At 71.9% G+C, this 23,485-nt stretch carries 19 protein-coding genes and 1 pseudogene; 14 read left to right on the top strand and 6 right to left on the bottom strand.

Going from position 1 to position 23,485, the window contains the following annotated elements:
- The first annotated feature begins 182 nt into the window (after positions 1-182).
- Genes ACIQM0_RS20590 through ACIQM0_RS20600 form a run of 3 tightly spaced genes read left to right on the top strand, consistent with a single transcriptional unit; the run spans position 183 to position 2,484 of the window.
- Complete coding sequence (locus ACIQM0_RS20590) at positions 183-629, top strand: MarR family winged helix-turn-helix transcriptional regulator (protein WP_401288588.1); 447 nt, start codon at positions 183-185, stop codon at positions 627-629.
- Positions 622-2,052 (top strand): MFS transporter, encoded by a 1,431-nt coding sequence (locus ACIQM0_RS20595; RefSeq protein WP_401288591.1) that lies wholly within the window; start codon positions 622-624, stop codon positions 2,050-2,052. Before ACIQM0_RS20590 ends, ACIQM0_RS20595 begins: the two co-directional genes overlap by 8 nt.
- 60 nt (positions 2,053-2,112) lie before the next feature.
- Positions 2,113-2,484, top strand: coding sequence for an isochorismatase family protein (locus ACIQM0_RS20600; RefSeq protein WP_401288594.1), 372 nt, complete (start codon positions 2,113-2,115; stop codon positions 2,482-2,484).
- 17 nt (positions 2,485-2,501) lie between these two features.
- Here ACIQM0_RS20600 and ACIQM0_RS20605 read toward each other — a convergent pair whose 3' ends face one another.
- Complete coding sequence (locus tag ACIQM0_RS20605; protein WP_401288596.1) at positions 2,502-2,996, bottom strand: GNAT family N-acetyltransferase; 495 nt, start codon at positions 2,994-2,996, stop codon at positions 2,502-2,504.
- 184 nt (positions 2,997-3,180) lie between these two features.
- On the opposite strand from ACIQM0_RS20605, the gene ACIQM0_RS20610 reads away from it, so the two are divergent.
- Together ACIQM0_RS20610 and pgm are read left to right on the top strand one after the other, a co-directional pair.
- A complete protein-coding gene (locus ACIQM0_RS20610) occupies positions 3,181-3,918 on the top strand; it encodes a 4'-phosphopantetheinyl transferase family protein (protein ID WP_401288599.1) in 738 nt (245 codons plus the stop codon).
- Positions 3,919-3,964: 46 nt separating this feature from the next.
- Positions 3,965-5,605, top strand: a complete 1,641-nt coding sequence (gene pgm / locus ACIQM0_RS20615; protein WP_401288602.1) for a phosphoglucomutase (alpha-D-glucose-1,6-bisphosphate-dependent) — start codon at positions 3,965-3,967, stop codon at positions 5,603-5,605.
- A 106-nt stretch (positions 5,606-5,711) separates the two neighbouring features.
- Here the strand turns inward: pgm and ACIQM0_RS20620 are convergent.
- Positions 5,712-5,945, bottom strand: a pseudogene (locus ACIQM0_RS20620) (rhamnogalacturonan lyase); the annotation flags it as partial.
- Positions 5,946-6,156: 211 nt separating this feature from the next.
- Between ACIQM0_RS20620 and ACIQM0_RS20625 the strand changes: the two are divergent.
- The gene (locus ACIQM0_RS20625; protein ID WP_401288604.1) at positions 6,157-8,232 is read left to right on the top strand and encodes a SpoIIE family protein phosphatase; all 2,076 of its coding nucleotides are present in this window, start codon (positions 6,157-6,159) and stop codon (positions 8,230-8,232) included.
- A gap of 84 nt (positions 8,233-8,316) precedes the next feature.
- Here ACIQM0_RS20625 and ACIQM0_RS20630 read toward each other — a convergent pair whose 3' ends face one another.
- Both ACIQM0_RS20630 and ACIQM0_RS20635 read right to left on the bottom strand, forming a co-directional pair.
- Positions 8,317-8,952, bottom strand: a complete 636-nt coding sequence (locus ACIQM0_RS20630) for a DUF6629 family protein (RefSeq protein WP_401288606.1) — start codon at positions 8,950-8,952, stop codon at positions 8,317-8,319.
- Positions 8,953-9,055: 103 nt separating this feature from the next.
- Entirely contained in the window at positions 9,056-9,355 is a 300-nt protein-coding gene (locus tag ACIQM0_RS20635) for a DUF1876 domain-containing protein (protein ID WP_385032029.1), read from the bottom strand.
- Between the two features lie 267 nt (positions 9,356-9,622).
- Between ACIQM0_RS20635 and ACIQM0_RS20640 the strand changes: the two genes are divergently transcribed.
- Together ACIQM0_RS20640 and ACIQM0_RS20645 are read left to right on the top strand one after the other, a co-directional pair.
- A complete protein-coding gene (locus ACIQM0_RS20640; protein ID WP_401288608.1) occupies positions 9,623-10,456 on the top strand; it encodes a PP2C family protein-serine/threonine phosphatase in 834 nt (277 codons plus the stop codon).
- 69 nt (positions 10,457-10,525) lie between these two features.
- Positions 10,526-11,524 carry an MASE1 domain-containing protein gene (locus ACIQM0_RS20645; protein ID WP_401288610.1) on the top strand — a complete coding sequence of 333 codons (999 nt, stop codon included), beginning with the start codon at positions 10,526-10,528 and terminating at the stop codon, positions 11,522-11,524.
- A gap of 13 nt (positions 11,525-11,537) precedes the next feature.
- Here the strand turns inward: ACIQM0_RS20645 and ACIQM0_RS20650 are convergent, their stop codons facing one another.
- Positions 11,538-12,797, bottom strand: coding sequence for an FAD-binding protein (locus ACIQM0_RS20650; protein WP_401288612.1), 1,260 nt, complete (start codon positions 12,795-12,797; stop codon positions 11,538-11,540).
- 419 nt (positions 12,798-13,216) lie between these two features.
- Between ACIQM0_RS20650 and ACIQM0_RS20655 the strand changes: the two genes are divergently transcribed.
- Positions 13,217-14,719, top strand: a complete 1,503-nt coding sequence (locus tag ACIQM0_RS20655) for an exopolysaccharide biosynthesis polyprenyl glycosylphosphotransferase (protein WP_401288614.1) — start codon at positions 13,217-13,219, stop codon at positions 14,717-14,719.
- A gap of 99 nt (positions 14,720-14,818) precedes the next feature.
- On the opposite strand, the gene ACIQM0_RS20660 is transcribed toward ACIQM0_RS20655, so the two are convergent.
- Entirely contained in the window at positions 14,819-15,802 is a 984-nt protein-coding gene (locus tag ACIQM0_RS20660) for a GDP-L-fucose synthase family protein (protein ID WP_401288617.1), read from the bottom strand.
- 112 nt (positions 15,803-15,914) lie between these two features.
- On the opposite strand from ACIQM0_RS20660, the gene gmd reads away from it, so the two are divergent.
- Genes gmd through ACIQM0_RS20685 form a run of 5 tightly spaced genes read left to right on the top strand, consistent with a single transcriptional unit; the run spans position 15,915 to position 23,485 of the window.
- Positions 15,915-16,928, top strand: coding sequence for a GDP-mannose 4,6-dehydratase (gene gmd, locus ACIQM0_RS20665; protein WP_401288619.1), 1,014 nt, complete (start codon positions 15,915-15,917; stop codon positions 16,926-16,928).
- Positions 16,925-19,714: a LamG-like jellyroll fold domain-containing protein gene (locus ACIQM0_RS20670; protein WP_401288622.1), complete on the top strand. Its 2,790-nt coding sequence runs from the start codon at positions 16,925-16,927 to the stop codon at positions 19,712-19,714. Before gmd ends, ACIQM0_RS20670 begins: the two co-directional genes overlap by 4 nt.
- Complete coding sequence (locus tag ACIQM0_RS20675; protein ID WP_401288625.1) at positions 19,714-21,966, top strand: LamG-like jellyroll fold domain-containing protein; 2,253 nt, start codon at positions 19,714-19,716, stop codon at positions 21,964-21,966. The genes ACIQM0_RS20670 and ACIQM0_RS20675 overlap by 1 nt, the downstream gene beginning before the upstream one ends.
- Positions 21,963-22,661, top strand: coding sequence for a hypothetical protein (locus tag ACIQM0_RS20680; protein ID WP_401288628.1), 699 nt, complete (start codon positions 21,963-21,965; stop codon positions 22,659-22,661). Before ACIQM0_RS20675 ends, ACIQM0_RS20680 begins: the two co-directional genes overlap by 4 nt.
- The gene (locus ACIQM0_RS20685; protein WP_385035413.1) at positions 22,658-23,485 is read left to right on the top strand and encodes a glycosyltransferase family 2 protein; all 828 of its coding nucleotides are present in this window, start codon (positions 22,658-22,660) and stop codon (positions 23,483-23,485) included. The genes ACIQM0_RS20680 and ACIQM0_RS20685 overlap by 4 nt, the downstream gene beginning before the upstream one ends.

A 23,485-nucleotide genomic window follows, 5' to 3' on the forward strand; every position in this document is an offset into this window, starting at 1 on the left:
TAAGGCAATAGATGGCTCATCGACGCGCTCGCAAGCAGCCTGCAATTTACGCAAACGATTTGCGTAAAAGTGAAAGGCGCTGAAAGGTGCCAGCTCGGACGGGGAGACGAGGCCGAGGGGCGCGGCTCGATTTGTACAGGTGAACCTGTACAGCTCAGACTGTGCATTCTACTGTGGAGCGCATGAACGAGAGCCCGCGCACGTCCCCCTCAGCGGTCCAGGCCTCACGAGAGGTCCGTACGGTCATCGGCCGCCTGCGGCGCCGCATCCTGAACGCCGCCGAAGCCGAGGACATCACCTTCGGGCAGGAGTCCGTGCTGACGCGTCTGTCCGGCACGCCCGGCGTCACGGCCAGTCAGCTCGCCTCGGCCGAGGGCGTGCGCCACCAGTCGATGACGGCCACGGTCGCCTCGCTGACGGCCCTGGGGCTCGTGGAACGACGGCCGGACCCCGACGACGGGCGCCGTCTGCTGATCGCACTGACCGTGGAGGGGCGCCGACGCGTCGCGGAGGGGCGGCAGGCCCGGCAGGAATGGCTCGCCGGTGAGTTCCAGGAGAGGTGCACGGAGGAGGAACGACGGGCCGTGATCGCCGCCATGGCCGTACTGGAACGCCTCACTCATGACTGACCGGACAACGGCGAGGCGGGGCGGGACGGCGACGGCGGGCTTCGACCGGCGGCTGCTGCCACCGATGATGCTGGGTTCGGTCCTGAACCCGATCAACTCGACGATCATCGCCGTCACGCTCATACCCATCGGCGTCGCGCTGGGCGCGCCGCCCTCCCGGACGGCGTGGCTGGTCTCGTCCCTCTACCTGGCCACCGCGCTCGGGCAGCCCGTCATGGGCCGGCTCATCGACATCTTCGGGCCGCGCAGGCTCTTCCTCGTCAGTACGAGCCTGGTCGGGGTCGCCGGTGTCGTCGGCGCCCTGGCGCCGAACCTGGGCGTGCTGATCGCCTCTCGTGTCCTGCTCGGGTTCGGCACCTGCGCCGGGTATCCCGCCGCGATGGCGCTGGTGCGCAGCGAGGCCAAGCGCACCGGGCAGGACAGTCCCGGCGGGGTGCTGACCGCCCTGGCCGTCGCCAACCAGACCATCGCGGTGCTCGGCCCGCTGCTGGGCGGCCTGCTGATCGGGCTGGGCGGCTGGCGCAGCACCTTCGCGCTGAATGTGCCGCTCGCGGCCGTGGCCGTGCTGCTGGGGCTGCTCCGGCTCCCCAAGGAGGCCGGCACCGGGGAGTCCCCGCGGCGTGGGCGCCTCGCCGCCCAGCTCGACCTGCCCGGGATGGCGCTGTTCGCCGCGATGCTCATCTCCCTGCTGCTGTTCCTGATGAACCGCCATCTGCGCGACTGGTACCTGCCGGCGATCACCGCCGCGGCGAGCGCCGCGTTCGCGGTGCGGGAGCTACGGGCCCCCACCCCGTTCATCAACCTGCGGGTACTGGGCGGCAACACACCGCTGCTGGCCACCTACGGGCGCGCGCTGGTCGCCTACATCGTCGCCTACGCCTTCCTCTACGGGTTCACCCAGTGGACGGAGGAGGGCTTCGGGCTCTCGCCCTTCCGCGCCGGGCTGGTGCAGATCCCCATGTTCCTGGTGGCCATCGGCGTCTCGGTCGTCACGGGGCGGCGCAAGGGCGTGCGCGGCAAACTGATCGTCGGCGGGCTCGGCCAGATCGCCGCCTGCGCGGTGATGCTGACGCTCACCGGGAACAGCCCCGTGTGGACGCTGGTCCTCGTCGCCCTGATATTCGGCATCCCGCAGGGGCTGAACAGCCTGGCCCTGCAGAACTCTGTCTACTTCCAGTCCGATCCCGAGGGCACCGCCTCCTCGGCCGGACTGCTGCGCACCTTCGCCTACGTCGGCTCGATGGTCGCCTCCTCCACCGCGGCCGCCTCCTTCGGGCAGCGCGCGGACACCGGCGGCATGCACCACCTCGCCTGGATCATGCTCGGCGCGGGTGTGCTCTCCCTGCTGCTGACCGTCTTCGACCGCACGCTCGGCCGCGCGACGGAGCAGGGCACCACGGCCGCTGCGCCACAAGCGCCTTAACCCACCCGGGACTTCGCCCCGCGAGCACCCCGACGTCCACTGCCCGCTGCTCTCTGCGCTGTGTGTGCGAACGGCTCAACTCAACGAAAGGCGCCCCACCATGTCGCGCACCGCCCTGCTCTCGATGGACCTCCAGCCCCACCACCTCGACCACGTGCCCGCCGAGTATCTGCCGCGCGCCGTGCACGCCCTCGACACGGCGCGCACCGCGGGTGTCCCCGTCATCCACGCTGCGCCCCGGCCACGGGCGGCATCGTCCTGTCGACCGCGCTTCAGGCGGCCGACCTCGACTACCGGGTCACCGTCCTGTCCGACGCCTGCGCCGACCCCAGCCCCGCCCTGCACCACACGCTCGTGAACGACCTCCTCGCCGGGCGCTGCGAGGTCGCCACCGTCGCCGAATGGGCGCGCGCCCTCAGGGCCGCTTCATAGGCGGTCGCCGCCCCGCCTCACCCGGACGCGGTCCAGCGGTAGCGGACGTCGGGCTCCCCCTCCTCGTTGCGGCTGCCGTCGTTGAACTCGACCGCGGTGAAGCCGTGCCGCTCGTAGAAGGCGCGGGCACCGGCATTGCGCTGGAAGGCATAGAGGGCGAGCCCCCCGGGACTGTGCTCCCTGGCCTTCGCCAGCAGCAGGGTCCCGATGCCCCGGCGTTGTGCACCGGGGCTGAGATAGAGCTGTTCGAGTTCCTCGCCGTCGACCGAGACGAAGCCGACGATCTCCACCCCGTCTCCCTCCTCGTGGAGTTCGGCCACCCAGACATCCGTCTCGGGCAGCACGACGTGGGTCATCCAGCCGAGCGTGGCCTCGTCGCTGTGCACTCTGGGCAGGTACGGCATGGCGGCGGCCCGGGAGGCGAGGAGGAGCCGGGTGAGGGGGCCGGCGTCGTCGGCGCGGGCGTCCCGCAGCCGTACGGTGCCGAGCCGCGGGCGGTTGTCCGAGGCCATCCGGTGTCTCCTGTTCGAAGGCTCTGTGGCCGAAAAGCATGCCGTACCTGATGCGGCACGGTGACCTGGCCACCTGTGATCGAACGTACGTCTCCACGGGTCCGGATCTCCATAGAATATGAGTGACCGCTCCGCCGTTGACGACCGCTCACGGCGCCCGCCCCGGCCGAGGGAAGACGTAACGGTGCACCAGCCCGACGAGTTCGCACTCACCGAGACCGGTTACCGGGGCCCGCCGCCCTCCTGGGCCCCCGGCAGCCCCGCGCTGTGGATCGTGGACGCACAGCGGGAGGGCGAGCGGGCGCGGCGGCTCGCACCGGGGATCCTCGACGCGGAGGAGCTCGGGCGGGCCGGGAGTCTGGTCGTCGAGGCCGACCGCCTCTGCTTCCTCGCCTCGCACGTGGCGCTGAGGATGCTGCTGGGGGCGCGGCTGGGCATCGCCCCCGACGCCGTACGGCTGACGCGGGAACCGTGCCCGTCCTGCGGCGGGCCGCACGGGCGTCCCGCGACCGGTGGCGGTGTGCACTTCTCCCTCTCGCACACCCGGGGCGTCGCGCTGCTCGCGTTCGCGGACGAGCCGGTGGGGGTGGATGTGGAGCGCACCCCCAAGGCCCGGACCGTGTCGGAGATCGGGGACCAGCTGCATCCGGCGGAGCGCCGGGAACTGGCGGAGCTGCCGGAGGAACATCGGCCGGCCGCCTTCCTCCGGGCCTGGACCCGCAAGGAGGCGTACCTGAAGGGCAAGGGGATCGGCCTGGCCGGCGGCCTCGCGCACGACCACATGGGCACCGGCCCCCGTCCGGAGCCCGGCCCGCCGGGCTGGACCGTCACCGATGTCGCGGTCCCCGCCGGATACGCGGGGGCGGTCGCCGTCCGCACGGCGGGGCGGCCGCCCGCCCACGACGTCGACCGGCGAAAATGACCCGGCGGGCAGATCGCACCGACCGACCGATACGGAGGAGTGGCAGATGCCGCACACACGAGCCGGACAGCAGGCGCGCCCCGAGGACCTGACCGATGTGGCACGGCTGGTGACGGCGTACTACACGCTGCACCCGGATCCGGCAGAGGCCGGGCAGCGCGTGGCGTTCGGCACCTCGGGGCACCGGGGGTCGTCGACGGCCACCGCGTTCAACGAGGACCACATCGCCGCGACGAGCCAGGCCATCAGCGAGTACCGGGCTCTGCAGGGCACGGACGGGCCGCTGTTCCTCGGGGCCGACACCCACGCGCTGTCGGAGCCCGCGCAGGTCACCGCCCTCGAAGTGTTCGCGGCGAACGACGTGGCCGTGCTCATCGACTCGGCCGACGGCTACACCCCGACGCCCGCGGTCTCGCACGCCGTCCTCACGTACAACCGCGGCCGTACGTCGCATCTCGCCGACGGTGTGGTGGTCACCCCGTCCCACAACCCGCCCGGTGACGGCGGGTTCAAGTACAACCCGCCGAACGGCGGTCCGGCCGGGTCCGGGGCGACCGGCTGGATCCAGGACCGGGCCAACGAGATCATCGCGGGCGGCCTCAAGGACGTGCGCCGGATGACCCGCGCCCGCGCGCTGGCGGCGCCGTCGACCGGGACGTACGACTTCCTGGGCAGCTATGTGGCGGACCTTCCGTCCGTGCTCGACCTCGACGCGGTGCGCGCGGCCGGCGTACGGATCGGGGCCGACCCGCTGGGCGGGGCGTCGGTCGCGTACTGGGGCCGCATCGCCGAACAGCACCGGCTCGACCTGACCGTGGTCAATCCGCTCACCGACCCCACCTGGCGGTTCATGACGCTGGACTGGGACGGCAAGATCCGGATGGACTGCTCGTCGCCGTACGCGATGGCCTCGCTGATCGGGCAGCGCGACCGCTACGACATCGCCACCGGCAACGACGCCGACGCGGACCGGCACGGCATCGTCACCCCCGACGCGGGCCTGATGAACCCGAACCACTACCTCGCCGTCGCCATCGACTACCTGTACACGCACCGGGACCAGTGGCCCACCGGGGCGGGCGTCGGCAAGACCCTGGTGTCGTCCGGAATGATCGACCGGGTCGCCGCCGATCTCGGCCGGGAACTGGTCGAGGTGCCGGTCGGGTTCAAGTGGTTCGTGGACGGTCTGGCCGACGGGTCGCTCGGGTTCGGCGGCGAGGAGTCGGCCGGGGCCTCCTTCCTGCGCCGGGACGGATCGGTGTGGACGACGGACAAGGACGGCATCCTTCTCGCGCTGCTCGCCTCCGAGATCCTCGCGGTGACGGGCGATTCGCCGTCCGAGCGCTACGCCGCGCTGACCTCGCGGTTCGGTGAACCGGCGTACGCCAGGATCGACGCCCCGGCGGACCGCGAGCAGAAGGCGGTGCTGGCACGGCTCTCCCCCGAGCAGGTCAGCGCCGACACCCTCGCCGGTGAACCGGTCACCGCCGTGCTCACCTCCGCGCCGGGCAACGGGGAGGCGATCGGCGGTATCAAGGTGACGACGGAGAACGCCTGGTTCGCCGCCCGGCCCTCGGGCACCGAGGACGTCTACAAGATCTATGCCGAGTCCTTCCTCGGTGCCGAGCACCTGGGCCGCGTCCAGGAGGAGGCCAAGGCCGTCGTCTCGGCGGCCCTGGACGCCTGACGCGGTACGAGCGGAAGGCCGCGTCCCGGGCTTCGGCCTGCCGGGGACGCGGCCTTCCGCCCGGTCAGGGAGTGGACATCTTCGGCCGCGGTGCCATCGCCATCCCGGCGTCGGCGTCGGTGGCGAGCCAGCGCCAGCTGACCAGATTGCCGGCGTCGGTGTGGACGCTGACGACGCCGCGGTCCAGCGCCTCCGCCTGGCGGACGGTCGCGGCCTGCGAGGTCTGGCCCGCGACGGCCAGCCCGGCGGTGGCCAGCAGCCCCGCCGTCACCGCGCCGAGCAGCGTGCGGGTCCGGGTGGTGCGGCGTCTGCGGGAGGATCGGGGGTGCTCAGGAGCCACGGTGGATGCCTTCCGGGGTGGGGGCGGGTTTCGTAACGTCAGTGACCGCCGGGCCCGGAAAGGTTGCCGTCCGGAGCCGGATCGCGGCGCTGCGCGCGGGAAAGCGGCTCCCCCGTTCGGCCCCGCGCGGTGGCGGGCCGGACGGCAGGTGAGCAGGCTGTCCCAAGAGCTGCCGATTCGCCGGGGTGGCGGAGCCTGATGGGGGTGCGAGGTGTCGGACGCCGGTGGAGCGGTCCCCGGGACGGCCACGGGCGATGCCATGGCGGTGGCGCTCCTGGACGCCCTGTTCAACCAGTCCGCGGTCGGACTGCACGTCCTGGACACGGAGTTGCGGGTGGAGCGCGTCAACGCCCTGTCCGACGCGGTCGACGCCGAGCAGCTCGTGGGACTGCACTTCACCGAGGCGTACCGGCTCGATGATCCGGACGAGGCGGAACGGCTGCTGCACCAGGTGCTGGAGAGCGGCACGACGGTGCTCGACCGGGTCATCCGGGGGCGGCTGGCCCAGGCGCCCGGCCCCAGCCACAGCCTTCAGGTCACCCTCCACCGGCTGGACGACCCCGAGGGGCACCCCCTCGGGGTGCTGGCGGCGGTCATCGACGTCAACGAACGGGAGAAGGCGCGCGCACGGGAGGACTGCCTGACGGCCGTGCGCAGGGAGGTCGGCCACTCCCTCGATGTGGCGGCGGCCTGCGAGGGCCTGGTCGCGGCGCTGGTGCCGTGCTTCGCCGGTTTCGCCGTGGTCGAGGTGGTGGACGAGGTCCTGCGTGGTCTGTCCCCTCCGCTCAGTCCGCTGGGGCCCGATGTGCCGCTGCGCCGCGCGGCTCAGCGGGGGCCAGGCGGCGACGGCATGGCCGGGGACACGCGGCGGCTGCCCGGCCGTACGCCGTTCGCGCTCGCCGTCACGGACCTGCGCCCCCGGCTGTCCGCGCTCGGCCCGGACACCCCGTGGCTGGCCTCGGATCCGGACAGCGCGCGGTTGGTCGAGGTGTCCGGGGCCCACTCCCTGATCGTGGTCCCGCTGAAACTTCACGGTGCCGTGCTCGGACTGGTGAGTCTCTACCGGTTCGGTGACGTCGAGCCGTACGACGAGAACGACCTCGCCCTCGCCCTGACGGCGGCCGCCCATGCCGCACTGAGCATCGAGAACGCGCGGCGCTTCGAGCACGACCACGTGATCGCGTCGACCGTCCAGCGCAGGCTGCTCCCCCGGCACGACGGTGCCCGGATCGCCATCGAGACCGCGCATGTGCTGCTCCCGGGGCGCAACATCGGCTGCTGGTTCGACACCATCGGGCTGTCCGGTGCGCGTACCGCGCTGATCATCGGCAACGTCGCGGGGCACGGGCTGCAGACGGCCATCACCATGGGGCAGCTGCGCACGGTCATCCAGGCGCTGGCCGGCCTCGACCTGGAGCCCGACGAGGTGCTGGCCCGGCTCAACACGACGGCCGACCGGCTGGCGGAGGAGCGCAGGTCGCTGCCGCCCGGCGACTCGCTGCACAGTCAGGCCCTCACGGCGACCTGCATGTACGCGGTCTACGACCCGTTCACCCGGACCTGCACCGTGGCGCGGGCGGGGCATCCGGCGCCGGTCGTCGTCGCACCGGACGGCAGCCCGGTCCTCCTCGACGTACCGGAGGGTCCGCCGCTCTTCTCCGAGGACAGCGCCCCCTTCGCCACAGCGACGGTCGAGCTCGACGAAGGCAGTGTGCTGGCCTTCCTCACCGGTTCGCTGCTGCCGGACTCCCGGTCCGTGGCCAGGGTGCAGGACGCGCTCGCCTATCCGGACCGCCCGCTGCGGCAGCTGTGCGACGCCATCGTCTACAGCCTGCCGACCGGTGCCCATCCCGACGGTGCCGCGCTGCTCCTCGCCAGGACCGGTGTGGTTCCGCCCGAACGGTTCGCGACCTGGGAGCTGGCCCACGACGGGACCACACCGGCCGTTGCCCGCACGCTCGTCCGGGACCGGCTCGAAGGGTGGAACCTCGACGAGGAGACGATCGAGGCGACCGAACTGATCGTGAGCGAGCTGATCACCAACGCGGTCCGCTACGGGACCCCGCCGCTGCACCTGCGCCTCCTGCTGGACCGCACCCTCACCTGCGAGGTCCACGACACGAGCCCGGTGGCGCCCCACCTGCGCCACGCGCGCACCGTGGACGAGGGCGGCCGCGGCCTGTTCATCGTGTCGCAGCTCGCCACGCACTGGGGCACCCGGTACGGCAGCGACGGCAAGGCTCTGTGGACCGAACAGGAGATCCCGGCCCCCGACGGCGAATCCTGACGGGCCGGAAGCCGTCAAGTGCGCGGGCCCGGAGGGTTGTTGACACGGGTTCGGGGCACGGGGCGCGGACGTGTCCCCCGCCCGTCACGGCGCGGCCGGGGCGGCCGCCTCAGCGGGGCGCCTCCCGGACCAGCCGAGCAGGACCACCGAGCACACGGCGGCGAACGCGCACCAGGTCGAGATGAACTCCAGCCGCCACAGGGCGGCGCAGACCGCGGCCCCGATCGCGGCCAGCGCCCCGAGACAGCGCAGCCACCGGTCGCCGGACAGCAGCAGCGATCCGACGGTGGCCAGGAGGTAGCCCGCGACGAGCAGCCCCGGATGCGGCAGGTCGAGCGCATAGCCGAGGGTGTGTCCCCTGATGTGCGCGGTCACGGGCCGGACGGCCAGGGCGTACCCGAGAGCGGCGGATGTCGCGGCGCCGGACGCCAGCGGCACCAGCAGCCGGCGCCTGGCGTCCGGCGGCGCCGCGCACAGGACGCCCACCGGCACCCACAGCGCCAGCAGCGGCAGGGCGATGACGGCCCAGGCCACGGTCGCCGGGCCGGTGCCGCCGTCCGCGCGCCAGACCGCGGACTCGATGATCTGGTGGGCGCCCAGCAGGAGCGGGAGCGCCGCGAGCGGCAGGTCACGGGCCCGGCGCGTCCTGAGGACACAGGCGGCGCCGATCGCCGCGACGGCGGTGCCTGCGGCCAGATCGGCGGTCGCGCTCCAGCACATGACGCCCCCGGGGGTTCTCGTTCGCGTGAACCTGTCTCCTCCCGGGTCACGCTACGGCCCCCGCGGCGGGCACGGGCCGTGACACGGCTGCCGTGCGGCCGGCTCAGGCCGTCGCGTCCGACCAGGCGTACGGGGGCGGCAGCGGCCCGCCGGCGGGCCCCGCGCCGGCCTCTCCGAGTTCCCGGTCGGCCACGCTCATCAGCTGGGCCGCCACATCGCGCATCGCACGGCTCGCCGCGAGTTCGTCACCGATGGTGGGAACGTCCGGGTCCTGTGGGCTGCAGCGGGCGACGCCGTGGCCGGTGAGTCTCGCCGTGCCGGTGTCGAGCACCGCCTCCGCCTTCGTCGCACCGTCCTGCTCGGACAGATCGACGTGGACCGTCCACTCCAACGTCCGGTTCATCGCACACCTCCCGGCCCGCGCCCGGCCGCCATGCGACGCCGCCAAACGGGCTCACCCCCAGCATCCACCAGAGCGGCTCGCCACGCGCGTTCCCGGCCGCCCGGAACGGCTCGGACTGCGCGGATCACCGTACCGAAATACGATGAGACGAGCCGCGTCCGGAGCAGCCGGCACGTGGCGTACCCGATCGGAAGCACTGACCTCCCGGATCGTCCCGCCACCGACCCTGTGGTGCGGCTCACCACCACACGCACTGCGGAGCGGCCCATGAACCGGCGTCGTCCTCCCCGATCGGCCAGTGCCGAGGAACTGCTGACCACGCTCCAGCACCTCACCTCGCGGGCACGCCGTGAGGTGGAGCTGCACCAGGCTCGGGTGGAGCTGGCCGAGGCCCTGCAGCGGGAGATGCTCCCCTCGTCCCTGCCCTCCCTGCCGGGTCTGCAGACCGCCGCCCGCTACACGCCCGCGCGCAGCGGTCTGGACATCGGGGGCGACTGGTACGACGGATTCCGGCTCCCGGACGGTTCACTCGCCTTCGCCATCGGGGACGTGCAGGGGCACGACGTCGAGGCGGCGGCCTTCATGGGCCAGATCCGGATCGCGATGCGCGCCCTGGCCGTCACCGCGTCCGATCCGGGCGAAGTGGTGCGGCGGACCAATGACCTGCTGCTGTCCGTGGACTCCGGTCTGCTCGCCACCTGCACCTTCGTCCGGATCGACCCGCTCACCCGAGTGCTCCAGAGTGCCCGCGCGGGCCATGTCGCCGCGGTGTGGGCCACGGCGGACGGGCGGTCGGGCACCACGGAGGACGAGGGCGGTCTGCCGCTCGGGATCCAGACCGGCGAGGAGTACCCGGTCACCACCCGGCGCCTCACGACCGCCGGGGCCTTCGTGCTGCTCACCGACGGAGTGATCGAGGGGCCGTCCTACTCGATCGACGAGGGGCTGGACTCGGTGGTCCGCCTGGTGCGCTCCCGGGTCCGCGACGACGCGGACGAGCTGGCCGACGCGATCCTGGGAGCGGCCGAGCGCACCGGGCACGAGGACGACGCCGCGGTGCTCGTCCTGCGCCACGACGCGTTTCCCGCCGCCCCTGGATGACAGAGCGATCCCCGGGCCGGGGCGTGTCACGCCGCCGCCTCCCGCCGGGGCCGGTGTCTGATGTGAACCGTGATCCACAGCGAGGAGTACCGGCGCAGGGCGGTGGCACTCCTGCGCATCCTGGCAGTCGCCGCCGCCTACTTCGCGGCCGGGGGCCTGGGACTTCTGAGGCAGGTGACCGTGCACGGCGCGGTGGTCACACCGCTCTGGCCGCCGACCGGGATCGCCCTGGGGTGCCTGCTGATCCTGGGACTGCGCATCTGGCCCGGGATCGCCATCGGCTCGCTGCTCGTCATCGCCACGCTCAGCGGCCAGGTGACGCCGTCGACGGCCGCCCTCGTGGCGGGCAACACGCTCGCGCCCGTCTGCGCCTGCCTGTTACTGCGCAAGGTCGGCTTCCGTGCGGAGCTGGACCGGCTGCGCGACGGAGTCATGCTGGTCTTCCTGGGTGCACTGGCCGGGATGGCCGTCAGCGCGACCGTGGGCAGCGCCATGCTGGCGGTCGACGGCAAACTGCCCGCGAGCGGTTTCTGGACGGTCTGGGTGGCGTGGTGGGCCGGGGACGCCATGGGCGTGCTCGTGGTCACTCCGCTGGTGCTCGTGGTACTGAGCAAGTTGCGGATGCCCCGGGTGAGCGACCGGTGGATCGAGGCCAGTGCGCTGCTGATCGTCGCGGTGGCGGGCTCACTGGTCGCCACCCGGGGCCCGCTGTCGATGCTCTATCTGGTGTTCCCGATCCTCATCTGGGCGGCGCTGCGGTTCCAGCTGGCGGGCAGCGCGCCGTGCGCCCTGCTGGTGTCGGTCCTGGCGGTGGTCGCGGGGACGGAGCAGGTGGGTCCGTTCGCCGGCCACGGCATGCTCGAGGTGATGATCAACCTCACGGTCCTCAACGGGGCCGTCGCGCTGACCTCGCTGCTGCTGGCCGCCGTCGTCGCGGAGCAGCAGAACGTCCGCCGCCGGATCGAGCGCGCCTGCGAGGAGCTGGCCGATGTGGTGGACCACCTCGCGCCGGGCAGGTCGGCGGCCGCCTGGCCGTCCCGGGCGAGGGACGAGCGAGAGAGCCGCTGACGCCGGCCGGGGGTCACCCCGGGAAGTGCCGGTCCAGGAAGCCGTTGCGGAAGGTCCCGGCCGGGTCGTACCGGGCCATCAGCTTCTCGAAGTCCGCGTACTCCGCGTACAGCGTGCGCAGGACGTCGGGGGCGGTGGTGAACACCTTGCCCCAGTGCGGCCGCGCGCCGAACGGCGCCAGCGCCTCCTCGATCTCCCGGAGGACCGGCGCCACCGCCGCAGTGTCGGGTATCCAGGTGAAGTGGAAGGCCACCGAGTCCCTGCCGGAGGCCGGGCTCAGCCACAGGCCGTCCCCGGCGACGGTACGGATCTCGGAGATCTGCAGCAGCGGGGTGATCCGCTCCCGGAGCCTGCCCACCGCCTCGTAGGCAGCCGCGGCGTCCTCCCGTGCCACGAAGTACTCCGACTGCAGCTCGTCCCCGTTGCTGGGGGTGAACTCCAGCCGGAAGTGCGGCAGCCTCCGGTGCCAGGCTCCGGCGGCGCCCTGCTGCCGGGTGCAGTTGCCGGCCGGCACACCGGCGATCGGATGGCGCGGACCGTCGGCGAGCCGTGCGCCCAGCCACGCGCCGGGCGCCTGCCGGACCCCCTCGCGCCCCACCCGCTGCTTGAGCCAGACCTGGCCGACCGGCCCGGGGCGCCAGTCGGTGAAGACGCTGACGCTGTACGCCGCCGACATCACCTCGTCGAAATCGCCGGTCAGCCGGGACTCGGGGAGATCCTCGTAGACCCACTGCTGGACGTCGAAGGCGGGGACCACGTCGAGCGTCAGCCGGGTCACCACACCCAGCGCGCCCATGGAGACCACCGCTCCGGGGAAGTCCGCGTCGCCGCGCCGCAGCGAGACGGTCCCGCCGTCCGCGGTGACCATGTCCAGCGCCCGGACGGCCCCCGCGAGCGACCGGTTCCGGACACCCGAACCGTGGGTTCCGGTCGCGCAGGCGCCGGCCACCGAGATGTGCGGGAGCGAACCCAGGTTGTGCAGGGCGAACCCGCTCTCGTTCAGCTCGCCGGCGAACTCGCCGAAGCGCAGCCCCGCGCTCACCGTCACCGCACCCGCCGCCGGGTCGATCTCGACCACGCGCGGCAGGCCGGCCACCGAGACGAGGTCCCCCGCGGTGTCGGCGACGGCGTTGAAGGAGTGCCGGGTACCCAGGGCGCGCACCGTGTCGGACGCGGCCACCGTCTCCCGCAGCTCGGCCTCGGAGCGGGGTACGCACAGTCGCCTCGCCCCGAACGTGACATTGCCGGCCCAGTTCTTCTCCGCGGGAGTCACCGTGCGTCCTCTTTCGCTCGTGGCCGGGGTCAGTCTCCCGGCAACGCATTCTCCCAGACAGCCTCACGAAGCCATCGGGCGCACAGGTGGCGCAGACCAACCACTCCACCACGTAGGGTAGTTGGCGGAGCCGAGGTACATATCCGCACACCGCCCGATTCCGCTGTCGCCCAAATACCAACACCCGCACACAGAACCTGTGATCCAGTACGGAACGGGACGAGTTCCGGCTCACACCGCATGTCTGAACTTCACTGGAACTCCAGCGAAATGGCACGTGTGTGGATATCGTGCACCGGGCGAGGGCGCATCCGTCAGTCCCACAGGATCGGCGGATGCGCCCCGTTTATGGAGATGCAACTGTGACTGGGGGGTTCATGGGGCATGTCGAGCTACCCGAATCCGATAGATCAGGACCCGTGGGACTGGCGGGGGCGCCTCGCCCACGGACCGCTTCGAACCGGCCCCGCAGCCAGGAGTTCGACCGGCTGCCACAGGGCCCGACCGTACAGCGCCACCGTTCCACCCGGTCCGGGCCGAAGCGCGGACCCGGCCGGTACCTACCGGTCGTCATCTGCTTCGACCTGGTCGGGCTGGGGCTTCCCGGCTGGTTCGTCCTGCGCACCGACGGCGAGCCCGGGGCCCTGGCCTGCGCGGCCGCGGCCGCCCTGGTGTGGTCCGCCGTGCGGGCGGCGCGCGGCCGGTACTCGCTCCGGGCCACGGGCCGCCCGGCCGGGGCGCTGACCGCGTCCGGGGACTGGTTACTGCTCATCGGCGTGCTGGCGGTGCTCTGGACCGTGGCCGACGGGGCCGTCGATCCGGCGGCGGCGGTCGTGGCCCTGATCCCGGGCCTGCTGGCGACCACAGCCGTGTCCGGAGTGCGCCAGCTGCCGAGGTGGGGAAAGCGGCGGACGGTCCGCCGGGTGCTGGTGGTCGGTGAGGCCGCGGGGGTGGACCGGGCGGTGCGGCTGCTCGGTTCCCGTTCGGACCACGGGTACCTCGTGGTGGCCGCCGTCCCCGTGGGGACAGCGGCGCTGAGCTGCGACACCCCGGTCCCGGGGCGGCTCGCGCCCGCACCCGCCGACGACGACGCCTCGACGGTGCTGGGCTCGGCGTTCGCTCACGAGGCCGACCTGGCGCTGGTGGTGCCGGGGCCGGAGCTCGCCGAGGAGCGGTTACGGCGGCTGTCCTGGGGGCTTCACGACGGCGGGCTCGAACTGTCCGTGCTGTCGCACCTCTCGGAGATCGCGCCGGGCCGGGTCCGCCCGACGTCGGCGGCCGGACTGACCCTGCTGCACATCGTGCCGCCGCTGCGGCGGGGACCGCAGCCCGCGCTCAAGGCCGCGGTGGACCGGACCGGCGCCGCCCTCGGCCTGCTCGCGCTGGCCCCCCTGCTGCTGCTGGTCGCGGCGACGGTCCGGCTCACTTCCTGCGGACCCGTCTTCCACCGGCAGATACGCCACGGGCAGCACAGCCGGCCGTTCACCATGTGGAAGTTCCGCACGATGATCGCGGACGCCGAACAGCACCGGGCGCGGCTCGCCCCGTCCAACGAGATCGACGGCCCGATGTTCAAGATGCGCAGCGACCCCCGGGTCACCCGCGTCGGCCGGCTGCTGCGCCGCTCGTCCCTGGACGAGCTGCCCCAGCTCTTCAACGTCCTCCGGGGTGACATGTCCCTGGTCGGACCTCGTCCGCCGCTGCCGGACGAGGTGTCCCGTTACGACGACCGCGAGCTGAGACGGCTCGCGGTGAAACCGGGGCTGACCGGCCTGTGGCAGGTCAGCGGGCGCTCCGACCTGTCCTGGCAGGAGACCGTGTCGCTCGACCTCTGGTACGTGGACAACTGGTCGGTGGCCACGGACATGGGACTCATGGCCCGAACGCTGCGTGCCGTCACCGACGGCCGCGGGGCGTACTGAGAGCGGCGGAAGCGAATGCGAGGAGCGGGAGAGGGCCGGGTGGACGGCAGCGCAGCGGCGTCCGTCCACCCGGCCGGGGGGACCGTCCCCGGCCGCCGGTCAGACCTGGGCGCCCTGCCGCTGGAGCCACCACGCGTAGGTGCCGGCGATTCCCTCACGCAGTCCGATCCGCGGCACGAAGCCGAGGGAGGCCAGCCGGGACACGTCCAGCAGCTTGCGCAAGGTGCCGTCCGGCTTGGTCGTGTCCCATTCGACGATTCCCTGATAGGACGTCACATCAGCTACGGTGGAAGCAAGTTCACGGATCGTCAGGTCATCGCCGGAGCCGACGTTGACGGGTGCGTCGCCGTCGTAGCGCTCCAGCAGCAGCACGCAGGCGGCGGCCAGATCGTCGACGTGCAGGAACTCCCGCCGGGGGCTTCCGGAGCCCCAGAGCGTGACGGCCGGCGCTCCGCTCCGCTGCGCCTCGTGGAAGCGGCGGATCAGCGCGGGCAGGACGTGCGAGGTCTCCAGGTCGAAGTTGTCACCCGGTCCGTAGAGATTGGTGGGCATGGCGCTGATGTACGAGGCGCCGTACTGCCGCCGGTAGGACTGGGTCTGCACGATCCCGGCGATCTTCGCGAGCGCGTAGGCCTCGTTGGTCGGCTCCAGCGGGCCGGTCAGCAGGGCGCTCTCGGGGATGGGCTGCGGGGCGCGCTTGGGGTAGATGCAGGACGAGCCGAGAAAGAGCAGCCGTTCGACGCCCGCCGCGTGCGCCCCGGCGATCACGCTCAGCTGGATCCGCAGGTTCTCCTCCAGGAACTGCACCGGGTACGTGCTGTTGGCCATGATCCCGCCGACCTTGGCGGCGGCCAGCACCACGGCGTCCGGCCGCGTGTCCCGCAGAAAGGCCGCGGTCCGCTCGGCGTCGCGGAGGTCCAGGCGGTCGCGGCCGCGAGTGATCGTCTCGTGGCCTTCGGCGGTGAGACGGCGCACTACCGCCGAGCCCACCAGACCGCGGTGGCCGGCGACGAACACACGGGCGCCGGGTCGTAGCAGCGAGGGGACGGATTCCTGGGGAGGGCCGGGGAGATCAGTCGTCATGGCTCGGATTGTGCCAGCAGCTCCATGACGCGGTGACGTTTTACCGCAGATCGCTCAAACTCTGAAATTTCGGCGACCAACAGCCTCTCGGGCGACCACAGAAGGGGGAGACGTGGCGAAGACCGCGCTCATCACCGGCGTGACCGGACAGGACGGTTCGTACCTGTCCGAGCTGCTCCTGCAGAAGGGGTACACGGTCCATGGACTCATCCGCCGTTCGTCGAGCTTCAACACCGAGCGGATCGACCACATCTACCAGGGCCCGGAGGAGGAGGACCGCTCCTTCGTCCTGCATCACGCCGATCTCGCCGACGGTGTCGCCCTGGTGAACCTGCTGCGCGACATCCGGCCCGACGAGGTCTACAACCTCGGTGCGCAGTCGCACGTCAGGGTCTCCTTCGACGCCCCGCTCTACACGGGCGACATCACCGGGCTCGGCACGACCCGCCTCCTGGAGGCCGTGCGCGCCAGCGGTATCGACACCCGTGTCTACCAGGCGTCCTCCTCGGAGATGTTCGGCGCCAGCCCGCCGCCGCAGAACGAGCACACCCCGTTCCATCCGCGCAGCCCGTACAGCGTCGCGAAGGTCTACTCGTACTGGTCCACGGTCAACTACCGCGAGGCGTATGGGATGTTCGCGGTCAACGGAATCCTGTTCAACCACGAGTCCCCGCGCCGCGGCGAGACGTTCGTGACCCGGAAGATCACGCGCGGGGTGGCCCGGATCAAGGCGGGGCTCCAGACACATCTGCACCTGGGGAACCTGGACGCGGTACGCGACTGGGGTTACGCCCCCGAGTACGTCGACGCGATGTGGCGGATGCTCCAGTGCGACGCCCCGGACGACTACGTGGTGGCCACCGGTGAGGGGGTCAGCGTCCGGCAGTTCCTGGAGTACTCCTTCGAGCACGCCGGTCTGGACTGGCGCGAGCACGTCCGCCACGACGCGAAGTACGAGCGCCCCAGCGAGGTCGACGCGCTGATCGGGGACGCGTCCAAAGCGGCGGAACTCCTCGGCTGGAAACCGGCCGTGAAGTCGCGGGAGCTGGCCCGGATCATGGTCGACGCGGATGTCAGGCAGCTGGCCGACCAGCTCACCGGGGCCGCGGTGCGGGTGGACCGGTGAGCCGCCCCGGACGGCGCGGACGGGCGCGCGGCGGGGTACTGGGCGCCGTCCTCGCGCTCACGGCCGGGGCGCTCACCGCCTCGGCGGCCACCGCTCCCCCGGCCGCCGCGCTGACCCCGCCCGTCGGCTTCACCGCCGACGACCTCGCCACCTACCAGACGAACGGCATCGTCTGGTCGCTCGCCGAGGCGAACGGCGTCGTGTACGCGGGCGGCACGTTCACCGACGTGCGCCCGGCCGGGTCCCCGGCGGGCAGCGGCACCACCCCGGCGGTCAACTTCGCCGCGTTCGACGCCGCCACCGGCGCACCCGCCGGCTGCTCGCTCTCCTTCACCCGGAGCAGCGGCACGGCGACGGTGCGGGCGCTCGCCGTCTCGCCCGACAAGTCCACGCTGTACGTGGGCGGTTACTTCAACAGGGTCAACGGGACGGGCGCCAACGGCCTGGTGGCCGTCAACACCGCCGACTGCACGCTGCGTCCGGGCTTCGCGCCGAACTTCGGGGCGACCGTGCGGGCGCTGGACGTGGCGGAAAACGGAACCGTCTACGCCGGCGGCGACTTCCAGAGCCTCGACAGCCAGACCCGCCGCTTCTTCGGGGCGGTCACGGCCGCCGGTGCGGTGACCGCGTGGAACCCGGACGCCGACGATCCGGGCAGGACCCTGAAGGTCACCCCGGACGGGCGGAACGTGCTGATCGGCGGCGACTTCTTCACCGTGGGCGGCGCGAACTCGCACGCCCTCGCGGTGACCAGCGCCGCTTCCGGTGCGCTGACCCGCGCCTACACCGGCAACTTCATCCCGTCGTCCGCCGTGATCAAGGACATCACCACCGACCCCGCGTCGAACGGCTGGTACGCGGGCGGCGAGGGGGCCGGCGGTACCTCCTTCGACGGCCGCCTGGCCATGGGGCTCGACACCTTCGACCAGCGCTGGCGGGACACCTGTCAGGGCGCCACACAGGCCCTGCGGGTCTACCGGGGGGTGCTCTACGCGGGCAGCCATGTCCACGACTGCTCGACCATGGGCGGGTTCCCCAACCAGGTCCGCAAGCACCTCACCGCCCAGTCGGTCGACGATCCGGCCATGCTGGGCTGGCTCCCGGACACCAATGACGGCATCGGTGAACCGGTGGGGCCGCGCGCCCTGACCGTCTCCTCGCGGGGCGGCCGCGACTTCCTCTGGGTGGGCGGCGAGTTCACCACGGTCAACGGGATGGCGCAGCAGGCGCTGACCCGGTTCGCCACCGCTCCGGACACCGGGGCGCCCTCCGTCCCCGTGGTGAGCCTCTCGGCGCCGCGGGCCGGTGAGGTGCGGGTCAGCTGGCGTGCGAGCCTTGACCTGGACGACAGCCTTCTGACCTACCGGGTGTACCGCGACGGCGGCTCGACGCCCGTCCGTACGACGACCGGTTCCTCGCTCTTCTTCAGCAGGCCCCAGCTCACCTTCACCGACACCGATGTCGTGGCGGGCCGGAGCTACTCGTACCGGGTCACGGCGAGCGACGGCACCAACACCAGCGCTCTGTCCGCCAACGCCTCGGTCACCGCGGCCTCTTCGTCGAGTCCGTACGCGCGGCGGGTGCTCGCCGACGGGGCGGATCTGTACTGGCGCTACGACGAGACGGGCGGCTCGTTCGCCGCCGACGCCTCGGACAACGACGACGGCGGCGTGTACGTGAACGCCCCCGCGTACCGTTCGACGCCGTCGGCCGTGGCCGGTTCCGCGGCGCTCGCCCTCAACGGCACCGACGAGTACGTTCACAGCGACCGGCTGCACCATTACACGTCACCGACGCCGTACTCCATCGAGACCTGGTTCCGTACGGGAACGAACCGGGGCGGCCGGATCGTCGGCTTCGGCAACAACATCGGCAGCACGCAGGGGCACACCAGCGGGATCTCCGACAAGGTCCTCTACCTCACCGACAACGGGCGCCTCGCCTTCGGCGTCCAGGTCGGCAGCACCAGCAGCCGCCCGACCATCACGTCGGCCGCCTCGTACAACGACAACGTGTGGCACCACGCGGTCGCCACCCAGGGACCGTCCGGTATGCGGCTGTACGTGGACGGTGTGTCCGCGGGTTCCAACACCACGGCCGGCAACCGCTCGTACAACGGGTACTGGCGGGTCGGCGGGGACGCCATGACAGCCAGCTGGCCGAACCGCCCCACCAGCACCTATTTCGCGGGGCAGGTCGACGAGACGGCGATCTATCCGTCGGCGCTGACCGCGGCGCAGGTGGCCGCGCACCACGATCTGGCGGACACCCCGCAGGGCCCCGGGGACACCACGGTCACGCTGACGCCGACCGAGGACGCGTACGTCAACGGCGTCGCCGCGAACACCACGTACAACGACAGCCAGCTCGCCTCGCGGGGCACCACGGCGTATCTGAGCTACCTCAGGTACGCGCTGCCCGCCGCCCCGGCCGGACTGGAGCTCAAGAGCGCCCGGCTCGCCTTCCGTACCTCGTCGGACCCCGCGGCGGGCTCGGCCGACAGCCACACCCTCGTGCCCGTCACCGGCGCGTGGACCGAGTCGTCGGTCACCTACAACTCCCGGCCGTCGCTCTCCCCGACGGTGCTGGGGACCATCTCCGGCGCGACCGACGCCTCCACCGACTACGCGGTGGAGCTGGACGCGCCGGCGCTGGGCGGGGCCCTCGGCTCCGCCTACTCACTCGCCCTCACCAGCGGCGGAACGGACTCGCTCCGCATCTGGTCGGGCGAGGTCGCAACCGCGGCCCACCGGCCGCAGCTCGTTCTCACCTTCGGAGCTGAATGATGAACGAAAGTACGGGGCGCAGATCCCGTGGGCGCGGCCGGGTACGGGCCGCGGCCGCCGCGCTCTGCCTGCTCGCCGGGGCCCTGAGCGCCGCCGCCGGGGGTTCCCCGGCCACGGCGCTCACCGCGCCGGTCTCGCTGACCGCCGACGACCTCTCCACCTGGCAGACCAACGGCATCGTCTGGTCGATGGCCGCGTCGGACGACGGGGTCGTCTACGCGGGCGGCACCTTCTCCACCGTCCGGCCGCCGGGCGCATCCGCCGGGACGTCCGAACAGCCGGCGGTGAACTTCGCCGCCTTCGACGCCTCGACCGGTGCGCCGACCGGCTGCAGTTTGTCGTTCACGCTCTCCTCGGGAACCGCGACCGTGCGGGCCCTCACCCTCTCCCCCGACGGCAAAACCCTTTACGTGGGGGGCCAGTTCGGTTCGGTGAGCGGGGTCGGCGTGAGCAACATCGCGGCCATCGACACGGCGACGTGCACCCCGCGCACGGACTTCAAGGTCGCCGTCTCCGCCACCGTCCGGGCCATCGCCGTCACCGACGACACGGTCTATCTCGGCGGTGACTTCAACAGTGTCGCGGGGCAGACCCGGAACAAGTTCGCCGCGGTCACCACGGATGCGGCGCTGAAGCCGTGGACCGCCAACACGGACGAGGTCGGCCGGGCCGTCGAGGTCACTCCCGACGGGCAGCACGTGGTGATCGGCGGCGACTTCTTCACCGTCAACGGCACCGCGTCACACGCGCTCGCGGTGGTGAACGCGACGACGGGGGCCCTGGACAAGAGCTACCCGGGCTTCATCCCGAACACCTCGACGGTGCAGGACCTCACCTCGGACGCCACCAAGTTCTACACCGCCAACGAGGGCACCGGAGGCGGTGTCTTCGACGGCCGGATCGCACTGGACCTGGGCACCTTCCAGCAGGTGTGGCGGGACACCTGCCTCGGGGCCACGCAGGCGATCCTGGTGCACAAGGGGGTGCTCTACAGCGGCAGTCACGCCCATGACTGCGCCTCCATGGGCGAGTTCCCCGACCAGCCGCGCAAGCATCTGCTGGCGCAGTCCGTCGACGACCCCAAGCTGCTGCCGTGGTTCCCGGACACCAATGACGGGATCGGTGAGCCGGTCGGCCCGCGCGCCATGGCACAGACCGACAAGGGCGGGCATCACTACCTTTGGGTGGGCGGCGAGTTCACCACCGTCAACAGCAAACCGCAGCAGGCCCTGACGCGCTTCGCCGACGGCCCGGACACCGGGGCGCCCTGGGTGCCCAACGTCAGCGTCTCCACGGTCGCCCCGAACAAGGTGGACGTGAACTGGCAGACGAGCTTCGACACGGACGACGGCGAACTGACCTACCGGATCTACAAGGACGGCGCGACCACGCCCGTGTACACGACGACGGGCTACTCGGTGTTCTGGGACCGTCCGCAGCTGCGGTGGACCGACACGGATGTGGCACCGGGCGAGACGCACACGTACCGGATCAGTGCGAGCGACGGCATCAACACCAGCGCCAAGTCCCCCGCCGTGAGTGCGACCGTGGCGGCGAAGGCCGAGAGCTACCCGGCGAGGGTGCTGTCCGACGGGGCCAGCCTGTACTGGCGCTACGACGAGGGCACGTCCACGTTCGCCGCCGACACGAGCGCGGGTCTGGAGAACGGCTTCCTGCGCAACGCGCCGTCCTACCTGCAGACCCCGGCGGCGGTGTCCGGGCCCTCGACCGCCATCGGGTTCAACGGGAGCACTCAGTACGCGTACAGCAACCGGAGCCATGCCCAGACCACGAGGTTCACCGTGGAGACCTGGATCAGGACGACGACGACCCGGGGAGGAAAGATCATCGGCTTCGGCACCAAGACCATGGAGGTCAGCGGCCAGTACGACAAGCATGTGTACATGCTCAACAACGGCCGTCTGACCTTCGGCACCCACAACGGCGGCGGCCGGACCGTCAGCACGCCCGCGGCCTACAACGACGGTGCCTGGCACCATGTCGTCGCCACCCAGGGTTCCGGCGGCATGGCCCTGTACGTGGACGGACAGCTCCGCGCCTCGAACCCGCTGTACACCACGAACGAGAGCTACACCGGCTACTGGCGGGTGGGCGGGGACAACCTGGCGACCTGGCCGAACCGTCCGACGAGCGACTTCTTCGCCGGACAGATCGACGAGACCGCCGTGTACCCGACCGCGCTGACCGCTGCCCAGGTCAGTGCCCACTACGCCCTGAGGACGGGTGGATGAGATCTCCGTTCCTGGCCGGCGCCGTCGTCGTCATCACGACGGCGGCGCTGGCCGCCTGCGGCTCGTCCTCCGGCGGAGGCGGGGAGAAGGCGGCGGCCACCGGCCCCGCGGCCTCTGCGGGGCCGGTGGCCGGTGCTCCGGCGCAGGAGAGCGCCTCCGCCCCGGCCGGCCCGCGGGCCTCGCACTCCAGTGAGCCGCCGAAGACCCCTACCGATCAACTCACCCCGGCCACAGGCACGTTCACCAAGAAGCAGAAGAAGTACCTGGTCGACCGGGTTCCCAAGGGCATGGACCCGGCGGCGGTCCTGCAGACCGGTCAGGCCACCTGCGACCGGCTGACGTACCTGGTCAAGGTCGACCGGGACACCGCCATCGGCGCCGTGGCCACGGGCGAGATCGCCGACGCGGAGCCCGCCGTCACGCATCTGTGCACCCAGCACGAGGAGCTCGTGGAACAGGCCTCACGGGCGTACCCCGACGGCACGTACAAGGGCGTGCGGCTCCGGCCGGGCCGCTACCGCGACGTCGCACCCACGAAGAACTGCGGCTGGGAGATCACCGGGGCGAACGGCAGGAACCTGGCGTCGGGATCCACGGACGACGGGAAGCGGACCCGCATCACGATCCCGGAGGCGGCCCGCGCCTTCACCTCCACAGGCTGCTACGCCTGGCTGCCCGAAGGAGACAACGGATGAACAAGCTGCCGATAGCCGTGGCGATCCCCACGAAGAACGAGGGGCTCAACATCGCGGAGGCGGTGAAGTCGGTCCTCGGCCACTTCGAGGCGGTCGTGGTGGTCGACTCGCACAGTACGGACGACACGGCGAAGATCGCCGCGGAGTGCGGGGCCGAGGTCGTCATGTACACCTGGGACGGCGGGCATCCCCGGAAGAAGCAGTGGTGCCTGGACCACGTCCGCACGGATCTGGACTGGATCCTGCTGCTCGACGGGGACGAGCGGCTGAGCCCCGGCCTGCTGGCCGAGCTGCGGCAGGTCTTCGCGGAGCCGGACGCACCGAGGCCCGCCGCGTACGACATTCCGCTGGGGTACTGGTTCTCCGGGAAGCGGCTGCGGCACGGCTACACCATCCGCAAGCGGTCGCTGACCGACCGCACCCGCAGCCGGTACCCGGAGGTGGGGGATCTCGACGCGCCCGGCATCGGTGAGGTCGAGGGCCACTACCAGCCGGTCGCGGAGAGCGCCGGGTCCCTGCGCCATCCGATCGAGCACCAGGATCTCGACCCGGTGACCGCCTGGTTCGAGCGGCACAACCGGTACTCGGACTGGGAGGCGTGGCTGGAGCACCACCCCGAGGTCAAGGAGCAGGTGCGCCGGGTCAAGTCCCGCCAGGGGCAGCTGTTCCACAAGGCGCCGTTCAAGCCGCTGGTGTCCTTCGCGTACATGTACGTGTACCGGCGGGGCTTCCTGGACGGGCGGGCGGGGCTCGACTTCGCCCTGGCGATGAGCTTCTACCGGTGGCAGATCGCCCTGAAGTCGCGTGCCGTGCCTGCTCCTTGA

It is taken from the genome of Streptomyces sp. NPDC091387 (assembly GCF_044756945.1).
GTDB lineage: Bacteria > Actinomycetota > Actinomycetes > Streptomycetales > Streptomycetaceae > Streptomyces.